Source organism: Sphingomonas sp. LT1P40 (assembly GCF_036663835.1).
Lineage (GTDB): Bacteria > Pseudomonadota > Alphaproteobacteria > Sphingomonadales > Sphingomonadaceae > Sphingomonas.
The window spans coordinates 563,354-579,580 of the sequence record NZ_JAXOJT010000001.1 but is presented as its reverse complement, the minus strand read 5'-3'; the positions used below and the strand labels follow the sequence as shown (position 1 = coordinate 579,580).

Sequence of the window (16,227 nt, the reverse complement as noted above, 5' to 3'; positions counted from 1 at the left end):
GGGAGGAAGGCAAGCTTGTCTCACCTATTTGTCGCAAAAGTGTGTCAGCTGATTGTGCATCGCAGCGACAACATCCCATTACGATGCCAGTTCCACGACCCGGTTCGTTCATTGTGAAGGGCGGGATCAGCGAACCGCCATCTCATCCACCTCCACCGCACCGCCTGGGTCGGTGATCTTGTTCACCAGCGATTCCGCGCCCGCATCGCTGATTAGTCGCCCCAGCTCGATCGCCACTTCCGGTGTCATGCTCACCACGGTGCCGTTATAGCTTTCGAGAAAGACATGTCCGTCATCGACCCTGACCCGCCGTGGCTTGCCATAGGTTTCAACCTCGTTCAGCCGTTCGGCGGTGTCCTGCCGCTCGGCTGTGGATAAGGGTTCATGGGAGATCGACTGGCTCCTCGGCAAAGCGGGAGCGCGATCGTCTCTCAGCCGCCGGATGCTGGTGAAGTCACGGCGATAATTCAGGCTACGCCGCTCGATGGCGGATGAACAGATACGATCGCCATTGCGGCTCAATCCGCTGCAAATCCGAACGGCGACACTCCCGCCTCGCGCTCGTTGACCAGCATCGCCCGCCCGATCGGCGCGGCGCTGCGTTGCGGGCATTCGCGCGTGCAGGCGCGGCATCCCAGCCCCACCGGCACCGCCTCGCCACCGAAATCGAGGCCCCGCGCCGCCGCCAGCCCGGTCGCCGCCTGCGCCGCCAGCCCCAATGTCACCACGAACCGCGCCCGCACTGCGCCGGCCCAGCCCCCGGGCGGTGCGACACAGCGGGATGAGGTGAACCAGCGCGACCCGTCCTCTAGTTCCACCAATTGCACGATCCGCTCGTCCGGCCGCGCGAACGCCGCATAGGCATCCAGCAACGGACACGGCACCGCCGATTCCACCAAGGGCGACCCGCTCGCCCCGGCAAACCGCTTCGACACCTGCCCGGCCCGGTCAACGCGCAGCATGAAGAATGGCAGGCCCCGCGCACCCACCCGCTGTAACGTCGTCAGGCGGTGCGCCACCTGCTCCGCGCTCGCTCCAAACCGGCGGCGCAGCAACTCCAGATCATAGCCGGTCGCCTCGCACGCCCGCAGGAACCGCGCATAGGGCATCATCACCGCCGCCGCGAAATAGCCCGCGAGATGCCGTCGATACAGCCGCTCCGCCACGCGATCGGCAAAGCCCGCCCCGCGCACCAGCGCATCGATCTCGGTCCGCGCCTCCGCCCCCAATTGTCGCGCCAGCGCGAACACCCGGCTCGGCGGATCGAGCGCCTCGCTCAACTGCAACTGCCGCGCATGCAGGTCCAGCCGGATGCGCAGCCCCGCCAGCACTTCGATTGGCAGGATGCGGATCGACAGCTGGTGCTTTACCCGCAACCGATCCGCCATCGCGCCGAACAGGTCGCTGAAAGCGATCCGCAGTTCGTCGGCCAGCGCCTCGGCCGCCGCATCCAGATCGGCGAAATGGTTGCGCCAGCGCTCCACTTCGCGCCGTACCGCCATGCCGGGGTCCTCTCCCTCCCCAGCACTCACCGCGCCGCCTTGTCCGCCCCGGTCATAGATTCGCGCAAACGCCTCCGCTCCGCCCGGCGCGCCCGCCATCCATTCCTGCAATTCGGTGCGGTCGATCTCGATATCGGCGAACAGCGGGTCGGCCAGCCGCCGCCGCATCGCCTCCTCGCCCCCACCCGGCTCCCCCGCAGACAATGTCCGCGCGTCGAAATCGAACGTCTCGGCCAATCCCAGCAATAGGGTTGCGGACAAAGGCCGCTGGTTGCGCTCGACCAGATTGAGATAGCTCGCGGAGATCGCCAGCATCTCCGCCATCGCCGCCTGCGTCAGCCCCAGCCCGCGCCGCAACCGCCGTATCGCATGGCCTGCAAACAGCTTGCGCTCCGCCATTTTCCTACAAGCCCCGCTCTTGTTATGCTCGCCGCACAAAGGATCGGGCGGCGTGTTAATAATTTACAAAATATCCGCGGCGGCGAAGTTGTCAACCACAGCGCGACCTCGCTCGAAACACGTTCATTGTGTCAAGAGCGACAATCAGAAGTCATACAGACTCATCGAAATTTACAGGAGTGAGTGACCATGACGACGCCAGAACCCGCCCGTGCCCGCCCGGTTTTCTCGACCGCCGACTTCGCCCTGCTGAAGGAAGCCGTCGCCGACTACACCCGCAAAATCGCCGACGATCCCCGCTCGGTCCAGTTCGCCAATCTCTATCACCGCCTCGGCCGTCTGGGCTGACGAGCGACTTCCTGGGGAGGAACCACATCCGCCGGGGGCAACCCCGGCGGACGTTTGCGTCCGTGCTATCCCACTGCTATCCACGATTCGAATAAAGGGTATGGAGCAGGATCGCCGCATATGAGCCTAGACGCCGAAACCTTCGACGCCTTGATCGACACGGTACGCCGCTTCGTCGCCGAACGCCTGCGTCCGCTGGAGAGCGAAGTCGAGGCGACCGATGCCATCCCCGACGATCTGACTGCCGAGATGAAGGCGATGGGCCTTTACGGCCTGTCGATCGCCGAGGAGCATGGCGGCCTTGGTCTGACCATGTCGGAGGAATGCCGTGTTGCCATCGAAATGGGCCGCACCACCCCCGCCTTCCGCTCCAGCTTCGGCACCAATGTCGGCATCGGCAGCCAAGGCCTCGTGATGGCCGGCACGCCCGAGCAAAAGGCCGAATGGTTGCCCCGCATCGCCAGCGGTGAAATCGTCACCAGCTTCGCGCTCACCGAACCGGATGTCGGCAGCGACAGCGGGGCGGTAAAGACGCGGGCGGTAAGGGATGGCGATACCTACCGCCTCTCCGGCACCAAACGCTATATCACCAATGCCGACAAGGCACAGCTGTTCACCGTCATGGCGCGCACCGGCGACGACCCCGGCGCACGCGGCGTCTCCGCCTTCCTCGTTCCCCGCGACCTGCCCGGTATTTCCATCGGCGAGCCGGAAAAGAAAATGGGGCAGCGCGGCGCGAAGGTCGCCGATGTGATCTTCGACGACGTCCCCGTTCCCGCCGCCAACCGGCTGGGCGCGGAGGGCGAAGGGTTCAAGATCGCGATGCGCGTGCTGGATCGCGGTCGCCTGCACATCAGCGCGGTGTGTGTCGGTGTCGCCGAACGCCTGATCGCCGATTGCGTCGCCTATGCCACCGAGCGCAACCAGTTCGGCAAACCCATCGCCGAGCACCAGCTGATCCAGGCCATGATCGCCGACAGCAAAACCGAGGCACTCGCCGCCCGCGCGCTCGTCCTCGAAACCGCCACGGCCAAAGACGCTGGGAAAGACGTCGTCCTCGAATCCGCCGCCGCCAAACTGTTCGCCAGCGAAATGGTCGGCCGCGTCGCCGACCGTGCCGTCCAGATCTTTGGCGGCGCCGGCTATATCGAGGATTACGGCATCGAACGCCTGTATCGCGACGTTCGCCTGTTCCGCATCTACGAAGGCACCAGCCAGATTCAGCAGCTGATCATCGCCAGAGAAACGCTGAAGCGCGGCGGCTAAGGGAGAGAGACATGGACACCAGCAACTTCTTCAGCCTGAGCGGCAAGGTCGCACTCATCACCGGTGGCAGCCGCGGCATCGGCAAGATGATTGCCGCCGGCTACATCGCTCAGGGCGCAAAGGTGTATATTTCGTCGCGGAAAGCCCCGGCGTGCGAGGAAACCGCCGCCGAACTCGGCCCGAACTGCATTCCGCTGCCGATGGACGTCGCCACGGTCGCCGGGTGCAAAGCACTCGCCGCCGAACTCGCCGCCCGCGAGGACCATCTCGACATCCTCGTCAACAATGCCGGTGCCGCCTGGGGCGTGGCGTTCGAGGAGTTTCCGGAAAGCGGCTGGGACAAGGTCATGGACCTCAACGTCAAATCGCCCTTTTTCCTGACCCAGGCACTGCACGGCCTGCTCAAGACCAACGCCAGCCACGACCGACCGTCCAAAGTCATCAACATCACCTCGATCGATGGCCTGCGTCTCAACCCGTGGGAAACCTACAGCTACCACGCGTCAAAGGCGGCACTGATCTACCTGACCAAGCGCATGGCCGCGCGCCTCATCACCGACGGCATCATCGTCAACAGCCTCGCCCCCGGTGCCTTTGCCAGCGAAATGAACAAGGCCGCCCGCGACCATGGCGATGAGGTCGCAAAACGCATCCCGATGCGCCGCATCGGCAATGACGAAGATATGGCCGGTGCTGCAATCTTCCTCGCCAGCCGCGCGTCGGATTATGTCGTCGGCGACACGCTGGTGGTCGACGGCGGGCTGGTCAACGCGTCGTTGGGCACGAGCATCGACGCGTGATCGAATTGAATTGACGCAAATGCCGACCGAAGCTTGAAGGAACCATGCCAGCCAGCCCCAACATCGCCCGCCGCACCGTCATCGGTACCGCAATCTGCCTGACCGCTGCTCCCGGTGCTGCTCTTGCGCGGAAGACGAACAAGCTGATTGCCGGCACCTATGCTGGACGAAGAGGTCCCGGGCTTGTGCCGCTGGTGTCGGGACCGAAGGACTGGACTGCGAGCGCCCCTCTCGCCGCGATCAAAAACGTGTCCTTCGGCGTTCAGGCGAGCGCTTCTGGCGTCCGCTATCTGCTCGACGAGCAGCAAAAGGGCGCGCTCGGCATTTATGGCCGCGACATGCGACAGTTGGGGGTATTCTCGACGCTGGGCGCGGACCCATGCCACGCCGCGCTAAGCCCAGATGCCAGAACGCTGGCAGTCGCCAACTACTCCAGCGGCAGCGTCGCGCTGTGGCGGCTCGATCCAAAGACCGGCCTTCCAACGGGCGAAGCGCAACGCATCGAGCATAGGGGTAGCGGCCCAAATGCCAAGCGACAGGCTGCCCCGCACGCCCATTGGGTGGGCTTCGCGGCAAACGGACGGGTGCTATACGCAGTCGATCTGGGCGCTGACGCGATCTTCGCGCATGCGATCGATCCGCGCACCGGGTCTGTCGGCGCAACCTCGATCGCCTATCGCGCGCAGGCGGGTTCCGGCCCACGCCATCTGGCGGACCACCCGCGCCTGCCCGTCGCTTATCTCGTTGCCGAACTGACCAACACGGTGACGATCCTGACGGCACATCGCGACGGCACATTCACTGCGCAAGGATCGCTATCCACCCTGCCCGCCGGTTTCGACGGATCGTCCTATGTTGCCCACATCGCCATCAATCGCGCGGGCACGCGGCTCTATGTCTCCAATCGCGGGCACGACAGCATCGCGGTCTTTGCGATCGGTAGAACCGGCGCGCTTCAGCTCATCCAGCATGTCGCTTGCGGCGGGCACTGGCCCCGCCTGTTCCTGTTGCTGGAGGATCGCGGTGAGATGCTGGTCGCCAACGAACGGTCAGGGAATGTTGCGATATTGCGGTTGGGTACCGACGGACGTCTTGGATCGGCAAAGCGTGGGCCGTCGGTGCCGGGCGTGGCGTTCCTGTCCAGGTGAACGCCCCCGCCTACCGCGCAATCCCCCCCGCCGCCAGAACCGCCAGCGTAACCAGTTCACTCGCCGTGCTTGTCATCGGCGCGACCTGCACCGGTTTTTCCATCCCGATCAGCATCGGACCGATCACGCTGTCACCGCCCAGTTCGCGGAGCAGCTTGGCGGAGATATGCGCCGATTGCAGTCCCGGCATGATGAGCACATTGGCCGGGCCGGACAGGCGTGCGAACGGATAGTTCGCCATCTGGCGCGGGTTGAGCGCGACGTCCGGCGGCATCTCGCCTTCATACTCAAAGCCGACCTGGCGCTGATCCAGCACCTTTACGGCACCGCGGATATTGTCGAGCCACTCGCCCTTCGGGTTGCCGAAGGTGGAGTAGCTGAGAAACGCGACGCGCGGTTCATGGCCCATGCGGCGCGCGACCTGTGACGTTTTCTCGGCGAAATCGGCCAGCTCCTCGGCGGTCGGGCGTTCGTTCACCGTGGTATCGGCGATGAACACCGTGTGGCTCTGCCCCACCATGATGTGGATGCCGAACGGCGTACCGCCCGCAGCTGGATCAATGACGCGCCGAATCTCGCGCATATTCTGGGCATAGGTGCGAGTGATGCCGGTAATCATCGCATCGCCCTCTCCCAGCTGGAGCAGCAGCGAACCGAAGATGTTGCGATCCTGATTGACCATCCGCTCGCAATCGCGGCGTAGGTAACCACGGCGCTGAAGGCGGCCGTAAAGGAAATCGACCATCGCCGGGACCAACGGCGAATTGCGGCTGTTGTGCAGCTCAAACGCCTCCGGATCGCTCACACCCAACGCGCGCAGCCGTTCGGGCACATCGTCGCGCCCGACCAGCACCGGCGTGCCGTACCCGCCGTCGCGGAATGCGATTGCGGCGCGCAGCACGACTTCTTCCTCGCCCTCGGCAAAGATCACGCGCTTGGGATGCGCGCGCGCGCCTTCATAAGCGAGCGTCAGTACCGACGTGGTCGGGTTCAGGCGACCGCGCAATTTGTGGCGATAGCCCGCCATGTCGAGGATCGGCTTGGTCGCGACGCCGGAATCCATTGCGGCCTTGGCCACCGCCATTGACACGACTTCCATCAGGCGTGGGTCGAACGGTGCCGGGATGATGTAATCGGGACCGAAGCTGTGCGCGCGGCCATAAGCCAGTGCGACTTCCTCTGGCACCTGCTCGCGCGCCAGCTCGGCGATGGCCTGCGCGGCGGCGATCTTCATCTCTTCGTTAATCCCCGTCGCGCGCACGTCGAGCGCCCCGCGAAAGATGAACGGGAAGCCGAGCACGTTGTTGACCTGATTGGGATAATCTGAGCGCCCGGTGGCGACGATCGCGTCGGGACGCACGCTCTTCGCCAATTCCGGGCGGATTTCCGGCTCCGGATTGGCCATTGCGAAGATGATTGGCGCAGGGGCCATGTCTTTGACCATCTCCGGTTTCAGCGCGCCCGCCGCCGACAGGCCCAGAAACACGTCGGCACCCACCAGCGCCTCGGTCAGCGTGCTGCGCTCGGTGGCGACGGCATGTGCCGACTGCCACTGGTTGATGCCATCGCGGTCGGGGGTGATGACACCCTTGCGGTCGCACATCAGGACATTGTCCTGTCGCACGCCCATTGCCTTGATGAGTTCGGTACAGGCGATGGCGGCCGCACCGGCACCGTTCACCACCACCTTGACCTCGTCCAACCGCCGCCCGGTCAGCAGGCACGCATTGATCAGCCCGGCCGCGGTGATGATCGCCGTGCCATGCTGGTCGTCGTGAAAGACGGGGATGTTCATCCGCTCGCGCAGCGTCTGCTCGATGATGAAGCATTCGGGGGCCTTGATGTCCTCAAGGTTGATGCCGCCGAAGGTCGGCTCCATCAGTTCGACCGCGTCGATGAAGCGATTCACGTCCTCGGTCTTCAGCTCGATATCGATCGAATCGACATCGGCGAAGCGCTTGAACAGCACCGCCTTGCCCTCCATCACCGGCTTCGACGCCAGTGCGCCAAGGTTGCCCATGCCCAGAATGGCCGTGCCGTTGGAAATGACTGCCACTAGATTACCCTTGGCGGTGTAATCATAGGCGGTGGCGGGATCGTCGGCGATCGCCTGCACCGGCACCGCGACGCCCGGGGAATAGGCCAGCGCCAGATCGCGCTGCGTCGTCAGCGGCTTCGACGCGATGATCTCGATCTTGCCGGGACGACCCTCCGAGTGGAACAGCAGCGCCTCACGCTCGGAAAACTGGAAATTGGGTTCGTCTGACATTCTTCTCTCCCGGTCAGGTTCCTTTAGGGGCCCCAACGTCCCAATTGCAACGCGACACGTTCGCTGGGTATTGATTGGTGGCACCGTATGACTGCCGCCGGGCGGTCGATATCTGTGCGGCAATCCGCACAAACGGCATCCACAGCCGAATCGCCGGACTGCATCGCGGTGGCATTGTCCCCGGCGAGCGGCTCAGCTAACCCGCCCCGAATGGCCGACGCCGCTCCCACCCCGATGATGGCGCAATATCTCGCGCTGAAGGCCGAAGCGCAGGATTGCCTGCTCTTCTATCGCATGGGCGATTTCTTCGAGCTGTTCTTCGACGATGCCAAGGCGGCGAGCGCCACACTCGACATCGCGCTGACGGCACGGGGCGAACATGCTGGTGAGAAAATCCCGATGTGTGGCGTGCCCGCGCACTCGATGGACGGCTATCTCGCACGGCTCATCAAGGCCGGGCATCGCGTTGCCATCGCCGACCAGATCGAAACGCCGGAGCAAGCAAAGAAGCGCGGCGGATCAAAGGCGCTGGTCGGTCGCGCCGTTATCCGCGTGGTCACGGCGGGCACGCTGACCGAGGAATCGCTGCTCGACAGCCGCACCGCCAACTGGTGCGCGGCGATCGGCGAGGCGGGCGGCGAGGTAGCGATCGCGGCGGCGGATATATCGACCGGGCGGTTCGAGATTCTGGAGTGCGCAGCCGACAGCCTAGGTGCCGCACTGGCTCGGCTCAACCCGGCCGAAACGGTCGCCGTCGACGGTGGAGGGCATGCCGAACTCGCGACCACGCACCGCCCTCGCAGCGAGTTCGACAGCACTGGCGGCAAAGCGCGGCTCAAGGCGCTGTTCGCGGTCGCCACGCTCGACGGTTTTGGGCAGTTCAGTCGCGCGGCGTTGTCGGCGGCGGGCGGCCTCGTTGCCTATCTGGACCACACCGCCAAAGGCCCCCTCCCCTTCCTCCGCCCGCCGCGCGTCACCCGCAGCGATGCGGCGATGGCGATCGACGCGGGGACGCGCGAGAGTTTGGAACTGACATTGTCGACGGCGGGAACGCGCAAGGGCAGTTTGCTCGACGCGGTGGATCGCACCGTGACGGGGGCGGGCGCGCGATTGCTGGGTGCCGATCTTGCCGCGCCGCTGATGGACCGGGCGGCAATTGAGGCGCGGCTCGACCTTGTTCAGCGCTTCCATGACGAACCTGGGCTGCGCGACGACATCCGCACCGCCCTTCGCGCGCTGCCCGACATCGGTCGCGCGCTGGGCCGGATCGCCGCCGGACGCGGCAGCCCGCGCGACCTAGGCCAGCTGCGCGACGGGCTCGACGGGGCATGGCGACTGGGCGAGAAGCTGGGGAAACTGCCCGCACGTCCGGCGCTGCTCGACGAACTCGCGCCGCAACTTCGCGGGCATGGTGCGCTGATCGATCTGCTCCAGCGCGCGCTGGTCCCTACCCCGCCGATCGACGCGGACAAAGGCGGGTATGTCGCGGAAGGTTATGACGCTGCGCTGGACGATTTGCGCGACGCCGGGGCCGGCGGGCGACGCGCCATCGCCGCACTGGAGGCGGATTATCGCGGGCGCACAGGCGTGTCGGCGCTCCGAATCAAGCATAATGGCGTGCTCGGCTATCATATCGAGGTTGCGGCGAAGCATGCCGACGATCTAATGCGCCCGGAAAGTGGGTTTACGCACCGCCAGACGCTCGCTGGTGTCGTCCGTTTCAACGCGCCGGAACTGCACGATGTCGCGCTCAAGGTGACGCAGGCTGGTGCACATGCCCTTGCCGCCGAAGCCGCACATCTGGAGGATCTGACCGAGGCCGCACTGGACCGGCGCGAGGCGATCGCCGCTACGGCCGATGCGCTGGCGCGGCTGGATGTCGCAACGGGTCTGGCGGAACGCGCGGCGGATGGTGGCTGGACGCGGCCGATGCTGGTGGATCATGCCTGTTTCGAGGTCGAGGGCGGGCGTCATCCCGTGGTCGAGGCGGCGCTGGCGAAAAGCGGCGAGCGTTTCGTCGCCAATGATTGCGTGCTGTCGGAGAGCAACCGGCTATGGCTGGTCACCGGCCCCAATATGGGCGGTAAATCGACGTTTCTGCGCCAGAACGCGCTGATCGCGGTGCTGGCGCAGGCGGGTGCCTATGTCCCCGCGACCCGCGCCAAACTAGGGCTGGTCGATCGGCTGTTCAGCCGGGTCGGGGCATCGGACAATCTGGCGCGCGGGCGTTCGACCTTCATGGTCGAAATGGTCGAGACCGCCGCGATCCTGGCGCAAGCGACGCCGCGCAGCTTCGTCATCCTCGACGAGGTTGGGCGTGGGACGAGTACCTATGACGGTCTCGCCATCGCCTGGGCAGTGGTCGAGGCAATCCATGAGGATAATCGCTGCCGCTGTCTGTTCGCCACCCATTATCACGAGTTGACCCGGCTGGCGGAGCGGTGTGAGGCATTGTCGCTCTACCATGTTCGAGCGCGGGAGTGGAAAGGTGAGCTGGTCCTGCTCCACGAAGTCAGCGAGGGTCCGGCCGATCGCAGCTACGGCCTCGCGGTAGCGCGGCTGGCCGGGCTGCCCCCGATCACGATCGCACGCGCCAAATCGGTGCTGGCGAAGCTTGAAGCGGGACGCGAAAAGACCGGCGGCATTGCGGCGGGGCTGGACGATTTGCCGCTGTTCGCTGCGTTGGCGGCGCGGGAAGAAGAGCCCGTCGACGCGCTGCGTTCCGAACTGACGCTATTGGATATCGACGCACTGACCCCACGTGAAGCACTCGATGCACTATATCGCCTCAAGGGAATGCTGGACGAGTGATGCGTGAAACCGGACTTATCGGGCTAGCCCAGGTCGTCGTTCGCTGTGTGCGGGACGGTTGGGGCAAGCCTGCGGCACGAAAAGCGACGGCAATCATCATTGCGATTCCGGTCGTGATCCTGAGCGTTTTGGCCCTGATCCTGTGGGGAATCGTCGCCCTCGTTCAATAAGGCGGCGCAGCCCGCGCTCGCTGCGCTTTCGCTGCTTCGACCCACCATAGCAGGTCATCGGCAAAGCGTGGAAAGCTGCGTATCAGTGCTTCCCCGCCCTCGCCCAGCGGTTCGTCCTGCTCGGTCAGCGACCGTCCGATTTGTCCCACCGTCAGCGTCGATGAGACCACGACCATCCCCATTTCGCTGAGCGTCGGATGCCACATCGAATTGCTGCGTGCGCCGCCCAATCGTCCGGCGGAATAGCTGGCGATGGCGGCGGGCCTACAGAACCATTCCTCCAGAAAATGGTCGGTCAAGTTCTTGAGGCCCGGCTGCATGCCCCAATTATATTCGCCGGTCACGAACAGGAAGCCATCGGCGGTGACGATCTTGTCCCGCAGTTCCTGCATTGCCGCCGGGGCCTCACCCGCCGGATATTCCTTGAACATGCGGTCGAGCATGGGCAGTCCCACCGCCTGAGCGTCGATCAATTCGGCATCGCAGCCGCGCGCGTCCAGCTGCGTCACCAGCCAGCGTGCCAAGCGGATGCCCATCCGGTCGCTGCGATAGGAGCCATAGAGAACGAGAATCTTGTGCGGCATGGGGCTTCCTGTCTCGACTTGGCGGGTCAGCCATGGATAGAGCGAAAAGGGGGATAAGCCATGTCGCAATTCGAGTTCATCTTCGCGCTGTTCGGGCTGCTGCTCGGCCTGTCGATCGTCGAGGTGCTGGGCGGGCTTGCCCGGGCGATCGAGGCGCGGCTTCGTCCGGGCGCGACGATGCGGATCGGATGGCTGACGCCGTTGCTGGGCGTGTTCGTGCTGCTCGACCTGCTGTCCTTCTGGCAGGCGGCGTGGACGACCCGCGACGTCATCGGTGTTTCAAGCCATAGCCTTATGGCGGTAACGGTGTTTGCCAGCGCCTATTACCTTGCCGCGCATCTCGTATTTCCGCGCGAACCGGCGGAGCATGCCGAACTCGACGGTCATTATTTCCGGGTGAAACGGATCGTGCTGGGGGCGATGCTGGCGCTGCTGGTGTGTCAGCTCGCCTTCTACCTCAACGTGCCGCAACTGACGCTGGCGCTCCGAAACCCGTTGGCGCTGGGGCTGACGATCATCCTCGCGGGACTGATGATCGTGGCGATCGTTGTCCAGAGCCACCGCGCCAACGTCGCGGTGATGGCGGCGCTCGTGGCGCGCTATCTGGTGGTCTACCTGCTGTAGCTGCGCGCTGCATTCAAGCTGTCAAAGAGCGACGTCCGAAGATCGCGGCCCGATTCCAGCAAATGAATTCCAACATTGCAAGCTATGAAAATGAAAGAGGCCACCGGATGCCATCTGGCACCCGGTGACCTCCGACATGGTCAGCGGCCGGAAGCTCCAGCCCGGGAGACCATGCGGGCCGCTTGTCCGCTGCAGGTGCCGTTGATTGGGGGAGAAGTCCCCCCGTGCACCATCCCGGTGGAGGTGATCCACCGGATGCATCGGAACTAGCGACGCGTCTCCCGAACGAACTGAACCGACCCCATTGCTGAACCATGAGACATCGGATCACCTCCTTTCGCTAGTTAAAACGTCGTGCCCGGCCTGGGCACGACGCCACATTGAATCATTGTGAATCGCAGAACAAGTCTTGTTTTTTGTTTATGTTTCGGCGACTCTTAGAGTTCTGGCGCATCGCGGCTCGTGTCCCCTCAGCGCCGACAATCCTCGGCAACGCGAAGCACCTCGGCCCATGCCGGAATCACCAGTGGCGGCAGCGGCGCGGTTTCGACGATGAAGCGGCCGCGGCTGTATCCCATTGCATCGATCAACTGGTCCGACACCGGCAACGCTACCGCCATATAGGCGGGGGTTCCGCCGCTCGGCTGAGCGGTCAGGCTGCGCGCGGTCGTGGACGTGCGGATCGTCATCGCGCCGGGCGCAGCACCTTTGCGCGACAGATAAAGCTGCCGCGCCGACCGGTCGCAGCGAATGGTGAACTGGGCATCGGCGTCGCGCGCACCGAACAGGCCGATCGATCCGCGCGCATCCTGACGATAAGCCCAGGTCCCCGGCGTCACCGCCCAGTCGCGCCAATCGCTGCTGGTAGCAGGCGGTGGCGCGGGCGGCGGCGGCGTATAGACCGGCATCGGTGCCGGTGCGGCGGGTCCGGGGGCCGGCGGCACCACCGTTGCACAACCGGCAAGCAGGGCGAGCGAAGCGATAAGGGTCAGGGTACGCATGGCGGGCCTTATGGGGGAAGCATCGCGGTGGCTCAAGGCAAGGGTGCCCGGATCGCCTCGATCATGCCCGGAATCCATTTGTCGCCGTCGCGCAGACGGTAGGTGTTGGTGTAGCCCCAGGCACAGCTGGAAACGCCGATCGAGGCATAGGCCGCCGACGCCGCGCCATAATAGGCGATGCGTTGTTCGACGGGAACGGCGGGCAAATCGATCGCGCCATACTCGCCCATGAACGGCACGCGCCCGGTCCGCTTCATGAAGGCGCGAACCTTTGCCAGATTGGCGTCGATTTCCGGTTTGTCGGCTGGGCCGAAAGCGCGGCCGAGAGGCGGTTTCGGGTCGATCCAGCTGGCACCCTGATGCGTAAATGGGAACGGGTTGTAGTCGTGAAAGGTCACGACGACGTAAGGATCGTCGGGCAGCGGAATGGTCGCCAGCGAATCGACGCCGCTCCATTTTTCGCCGCCGATAATCACCGGCCGGGTCGGGTTGGTCTTGCGGACATTGGCGAGCGCTGGATTGAGGATCGTCAGCAAATTGGAATGATCGAGCTTTGCGGTCGGTTCGTTCAACAACTCGAACCACACGCCCTTTGGTGCATCCTTGAACGCGGTCCCGATCTGGTCCCATAACGCCGCGAAGCGGACGGCATGCGCAGGCGGGTCGGGATAGAGTTCCTCATAATGATGCAGGTTTAGGATGACGTTGAGACCAGCGCCGCTAGCCGTCGCAACCAGATGCTTCACCCGTTTGAGGAAAGCCGGGTGAATCGCATAGGGCGCCGTCTTGTCCGCATGGGCGGACCAGCGCACCGGCAGGCGGATCGTGTCGAAGCCTGCCGCCTTGATCGCCGTGAAATCCGCATCCTCGATTGCGCGACCCCAAGATGTCTCGGTCGGTGCCTCCAGATGATTGGCCATGTTGACGCATTTGCCGATCGGCAGCGCGATGCCCGTTCGCGGTTTCGCGGCAAGCGCGGGGGTATAGTCGAATTTCGCGGTCTGCGCGGTTGCCCCACCTGTCGCAAGTCCGGCACTCACCAGCCCTGTCAGCAATATGCGCATCATTCCCCCTTCTGATTGTCAGACTTGACACATTTTGCCTGTTATCGACCGCCGCCCCATTTACGCTGGGTCTTGCCATAGCGCGTCTTTCGCGTCCCCGGTTTACCTTCGTTGCTGCGGCCCATGATCGGTGCCTTGTGCTCGCTTGGCGGGAGCCCGAGCTCTTCCGCCTCCAGCGAACGGATTTCGTCGCGCAGCTTGCCGGCTTCCTCGAATTCCAGATTGGCGGCGGCGTTGCGCATCTTCTTTTCGAGGTCCTCGATATAGCTGCGCAGATTGTGGCCGACCATGTGCGGACGATCTTCGTCGATCGGCACGGTTACGCCGTCCTTCGATGCGACATGCGCGATGATGTCGCCGATGTTGCGCTTGATCGTGGTGGGCGTGATGCCGTGTTCGAGGTTGTACGCTTCCTGCTTTTCGCGGCGGCGGTTCGTTTCGTTGAGCGCGCGCTCCATGCTGCCGGTCATGCGATCGGCATAGAGGATCACGCGGCCATCGACGTTGCGCGCGGCGCGACCGATGGTCTGAATCAGCGAGGTTTCGGAGCGCAGAAAGCCTTCCTTGTCGGCATCGAGAATGGCGACCAGACCGCATTCGGGGATATCGAGACCTTCGCGCAGCAGGTTAATCCCGACCAGCACGTCATAGACGCCCAGCCGCAGGTCGCGGATCAGCTCGATCCGCTCCAGCGTCTCGGTGTCCGAATGCATGTAGCGGACCTTCAGCCCAGCCTCGTGCATATATTCGGTCAGGTCCTCGGCCATGCGCTTGGTCAGCGTGGTGACTAGGCTGCGATAGCCCGCCTCCGCAGTCTTGCGGCATTCCTGAATCAGGTCCTGCACCTGCTCCTCGACTGGCCTGATCTCAACCGGCGGGTCGATCAGGCCGGTCGGACGGATGACTTGTTCGCTGAACACGCCGCCGGTCTGTTCCAGCTCCCACCCGCCCGGGGTTGCCGAGACGTAAGTGGTCTGCGGGCGCATCGCATCCCACTCGTTGAAGCGTAAGGGGCGGTTGTCGATCGCCGACGGCAGGCGAAAACCATATTCGGCGAGCGTGATCTTTCGCTTGTGATCGCCGCGCGACATTCCGTTGATCTGGCCGATCGTCTGGTGGCTTTCGTCCACGAACAGCAATGCATTTTCGGGGAGATATTCGAACAGCGTAGGTGGCGGCTCGCCGGGCATGCGACCGGTGAGGAAGCGGCTGTAATTCTCGATGCCTGCGCATGAGCCTGTTGCCGCGATCATTTCGAGGTCGAAATTGGTGCGCTGTTCCAGCCGCTGATGTTCCAGCAGCTTGCCCTCCGCCTCCAGCTCCTTCAGCCGTTCGGTCAGCTCATGCTTGATCGCGCCCATCGCCTGTTTGAGCGTGGGTCCGGGCGTGACGTAATGGCTGTTGGCGAACACGCGGACCGAATTGAGCGTGGCGACTTTCTTGCCGGTCAGTGGGTCGAATTCGGTGATCTCCTCGACATCGTCGCCGAAGAACGAGATGCGCCAGGCGGTGTCCTCATAATGCGACGGGAAGATTTCGAGGCTGTCGCCGCGCACGCGAAAATTGCCGCGCTGGAATGCCGCGTCGTTGCGCTTGTATTGGAGCGCGACCAGCTTGCGGATGATTTCTCGCTGATCGACCACCTGGCCCTTTTTCAGGTCGAAGATCATGGCGCTGTAGGTCTCGACCGATCCGATGCCGTAGAGGCAGGATACCGACGCGACGATGATGACGTCGTCGCGTTCGAGCAGCGAGCGGGTCGCGGAGTGCCGCATCCGGTCGATCGCTTCGTTTACCGAGCTTTCCTTCTCGATGTATGTGTCCGACCGCGCGACATAGGCTTCCGGCTGGTAGTAATCGTAATAGCTGACGAAGAACTCGACGGCGTTTTCGGGGAAGAACGACTTGAACTCGCCGTATAGCTGCGCGGCGAGGATCTTGTTCGGGGCGAGGACGAGCGCCGGGCGTTGCGTTGCCTCGATCACCTTGGCGACGGTGAAGGTCTTGCCCGAGCCGGTGACGCCGAGCAGCACCTGGTCGCGCTCCCCCGCATTCACCGCCGCGACCATCTCGGCAATCGCAGTCGGCTGGTCGCCGGCGGCGGTGTAATCGGTGACAAGCTTGAATTTGCGGCCGCCCTCACTCTTCTCCGGCCGATTGGGCCGGTGCGGGATAAAGCTCTGGCCGGTATCTGGTTCGGCGAGGGTGGTGCGAATCTGAATGACCATAAGGCGAATATGG

The 16,227-nt window shown here is 64.1% G+C and carries 15 protein-coding genes; 8 read left to right on the top strand and 7 right to left on the bottom strand.

Annotation, left to right across the window (positions count from 1 at the left end):
- Positions 1-126 precede the first annotated feature (126 nt).
- Positions 127-522, bottom strand: a complete 396-nt coding sequence (locus U1702_RS02725; RefSeq protein WP_332721827.1) for a hypothetical protein — start codon at positions 520-522, stop codon at positions 127-129.
- Entirely contained in the window at positions 519-1,901 is a 1,383-nt protein-coding gene (locus U1702_RS02720) for a helix-turn-helix domain-containing protein (RefSeq protein ID WP_332721825.1), read from the bottom strand. The genes U1702_RS02725 and U1702_RS02720 overlap by 4 nt, the downstream gene beginning before the upstream one ends.
- A gap of 189 nt (positions 1,902-2,090) precedes the next feature.
- Here U1702_RS02720 and U1702_RS02715 point away from each other — a divergent pair, with 189 nt between their 5' ends.
- From U1702_RS02715 to U1702_RS02700, 4 genes are all read left to right on the top strand, one after another.
- Complete coding sequence (locus tag U1702_RS02715) at positions 2,091-2,249, top strand: hypothetical protein (RefSeq protein WP_332721823.1); 159 nt, start codon at positions 2,091-2,093, stop codon at positions 2,247-2,249.
- A 120-nt stretch (positions 2,250-2,369) separates the two neighbouring features.
- Entirely contained in the window at positions 2,370-3,515 is a 1,146-nt protein-coding gene (locus U1702_RS02710; protein WP_332721822.1) for an acyl-CoA dehydrogenase family protein, read from the top strand.
- A gap of 11 nt (positions 3,516-3,526) precedes the next feature.
- Complete coding sequence (locus U1702_RS02705) at positions 3,527-4,315, top strand: SDR family oxidoreductase (protein WP_332721821.1); 789 nt, start codon at positions 3,527-3,529, stop codon at positions 4,313-4,315.
- A gap of 44 nt (positions 4,316-4,359) precedes the next feature.
- On the top strand, positions 4,360-5,463 hold the full coding sequence (locus U1702_RS02700) for a lactonase family protein (RefSeq protein WP_332721820.1): 1,104 nt from the start codon (positions 4,360-4,362) through the stop codon (positions 5,461-5,463).
- Between the two features lie 10 nt (positions 5,464-5,473).
- Here U1702_RS02700 and U1702_RS02695 read toward each other — a convergent pair whose 3' ends face one another.
- Positions 5,474-7,732: an NADP-dependent malic enzyme gene (locus tag U1702_RS02695; protein WP_332721819.1), complete on the bottom strand. Its 2,259-nt coding sequence runs from the start codon at positions 7,730-7,732 to the stop codon at positions 5,474-5,476.
- A 77-nt stretch (positions 7,733-7,809) separates the two neighbouring features.
- Here U1702_RS02695 and U1702_RS02690 point away from each other — a divergent pair, with 77 nt between their 5' ends.
- Genes U1702_RS02690 through U1702_RS02680 form a run of 3 tightly spaced genes read left to right on the top strand, consistent with a single transcriptional unit; the run spans position 7,810 to position 10,713 of the window.
- Positions 7,810-7,932: a hypothetical protein gene (locus tag U1702_RS02690; RefSeq protein WP_332721818.1), complete on the top strand. Its 123-nt coding sequence runs from the start codon at positions 7,810-7,812 to the stop codon at positions 7,930-7,932.
- Positions 7,933-7,966: 34 nt separating this feature from the next.
- Complete coding sequence (gene mutS / locus U1702_RS02685; RefSeq protein WP_332724545.1) at positions 7,967-10,543, top strand: DNA mismatch repair protein MutS; 2,577 nt, start codon at positions 7,967-7,969, stop codon at positions 10,541-10,543.
- Positions 10,543-10,713 (top strand): hypothetical protein, encoded by a 171-nt coding sequence (locus U1702_RS02680; RefSeq protein WP_332721817.1) that lies wholly within the window; start codon positions 10,543-10,545, stop codon positions 10,711-10,713. Before mutS ends, U1702_RS02680 begins: the two co-directional genes overlap by 1 nt.
- On the opposite strand, the gene U1702_RS02675 is transcribed toward U1702_RS02680, so the two are convergent.
- Positions 10,707-11,297: an NADPH-dependent FMN reductase gene (locus U1702_RS02675; RefSeq protein WP_332721816.1), complete on the bottom strand. Its 591-nt coding sequence runs from the start codon at positions 11,295-11,297 to the stop codon at positions 10,707-10,709. The two genes, U1702_RS02680 and U1702_RS02675, sit on opposite strands and share 7 nt — an antisense overlap.
- 60 nt (positions 11,298-11,357) lie before the next feature.
- On the opposite strand from U1702_RS02675, the gene U1702_RS02670 reads away from it, so the two are divergent.
- Complete coding sequence (locus U1702_RS02670) at positions 11,358-11,921, top strand: hypothetical protein (RefSeq protein ID WP_332721814.1); 564 nt, start codon at positions 11,358-11,360, stop codon at positions 11,919-11,921.
- Positions 11,922-12,391: 470 nt separating this feature from the next.
- Here the strand turns inward: U1702_RS02670 and U1702_RS02665 are convergent, their stop codons facing one another.
- From U1702_RS02665 to uvrB, 3 genes are read right to left on the bottom strand one after another with little or no spacing between them, the layout of a single operon-like run.
- Positions 12,392-12,922 carry a hypothetical protein gene (locus U1702_RS02665; protein WP_332721813.1) on the bottom strand — a complete coding sequence of 177 codons (531 nt, stop codon included), beginning with the start codon at positions 12,920-12,922 and terminating at the stop codon, positions 12,392-12,394.
- Between the two features lie 32 nt (positions 12,923-12,954).
- Complete coding sequence (locus tag U1702_RS02660) at positions 12,955-13,989, bottom strand: glycoside hydrolase family 5 protein (RefSeq protein ID WP_332721811.1); 1,035 nt, start codon at positions 13,987-13,989, stop codon at positions 12,955-12,957.
- A 38-nt stretch (positions 13,990-14,027) separates the two neighbouring features.
- Complete coding sequence (uvrB, locus tag U1702_RS02655) at positions 14,028-16,214, bottom strand: excinuclease ABC subunit UvrB (RefSeq protein WP_332721809.1); 2,187 nt, start codon at positions 16,212-16,214, stop codon at positions 14,028-14,030.
- Positions 16,215-16,227 lie beyond the last annotated feature (13 nt).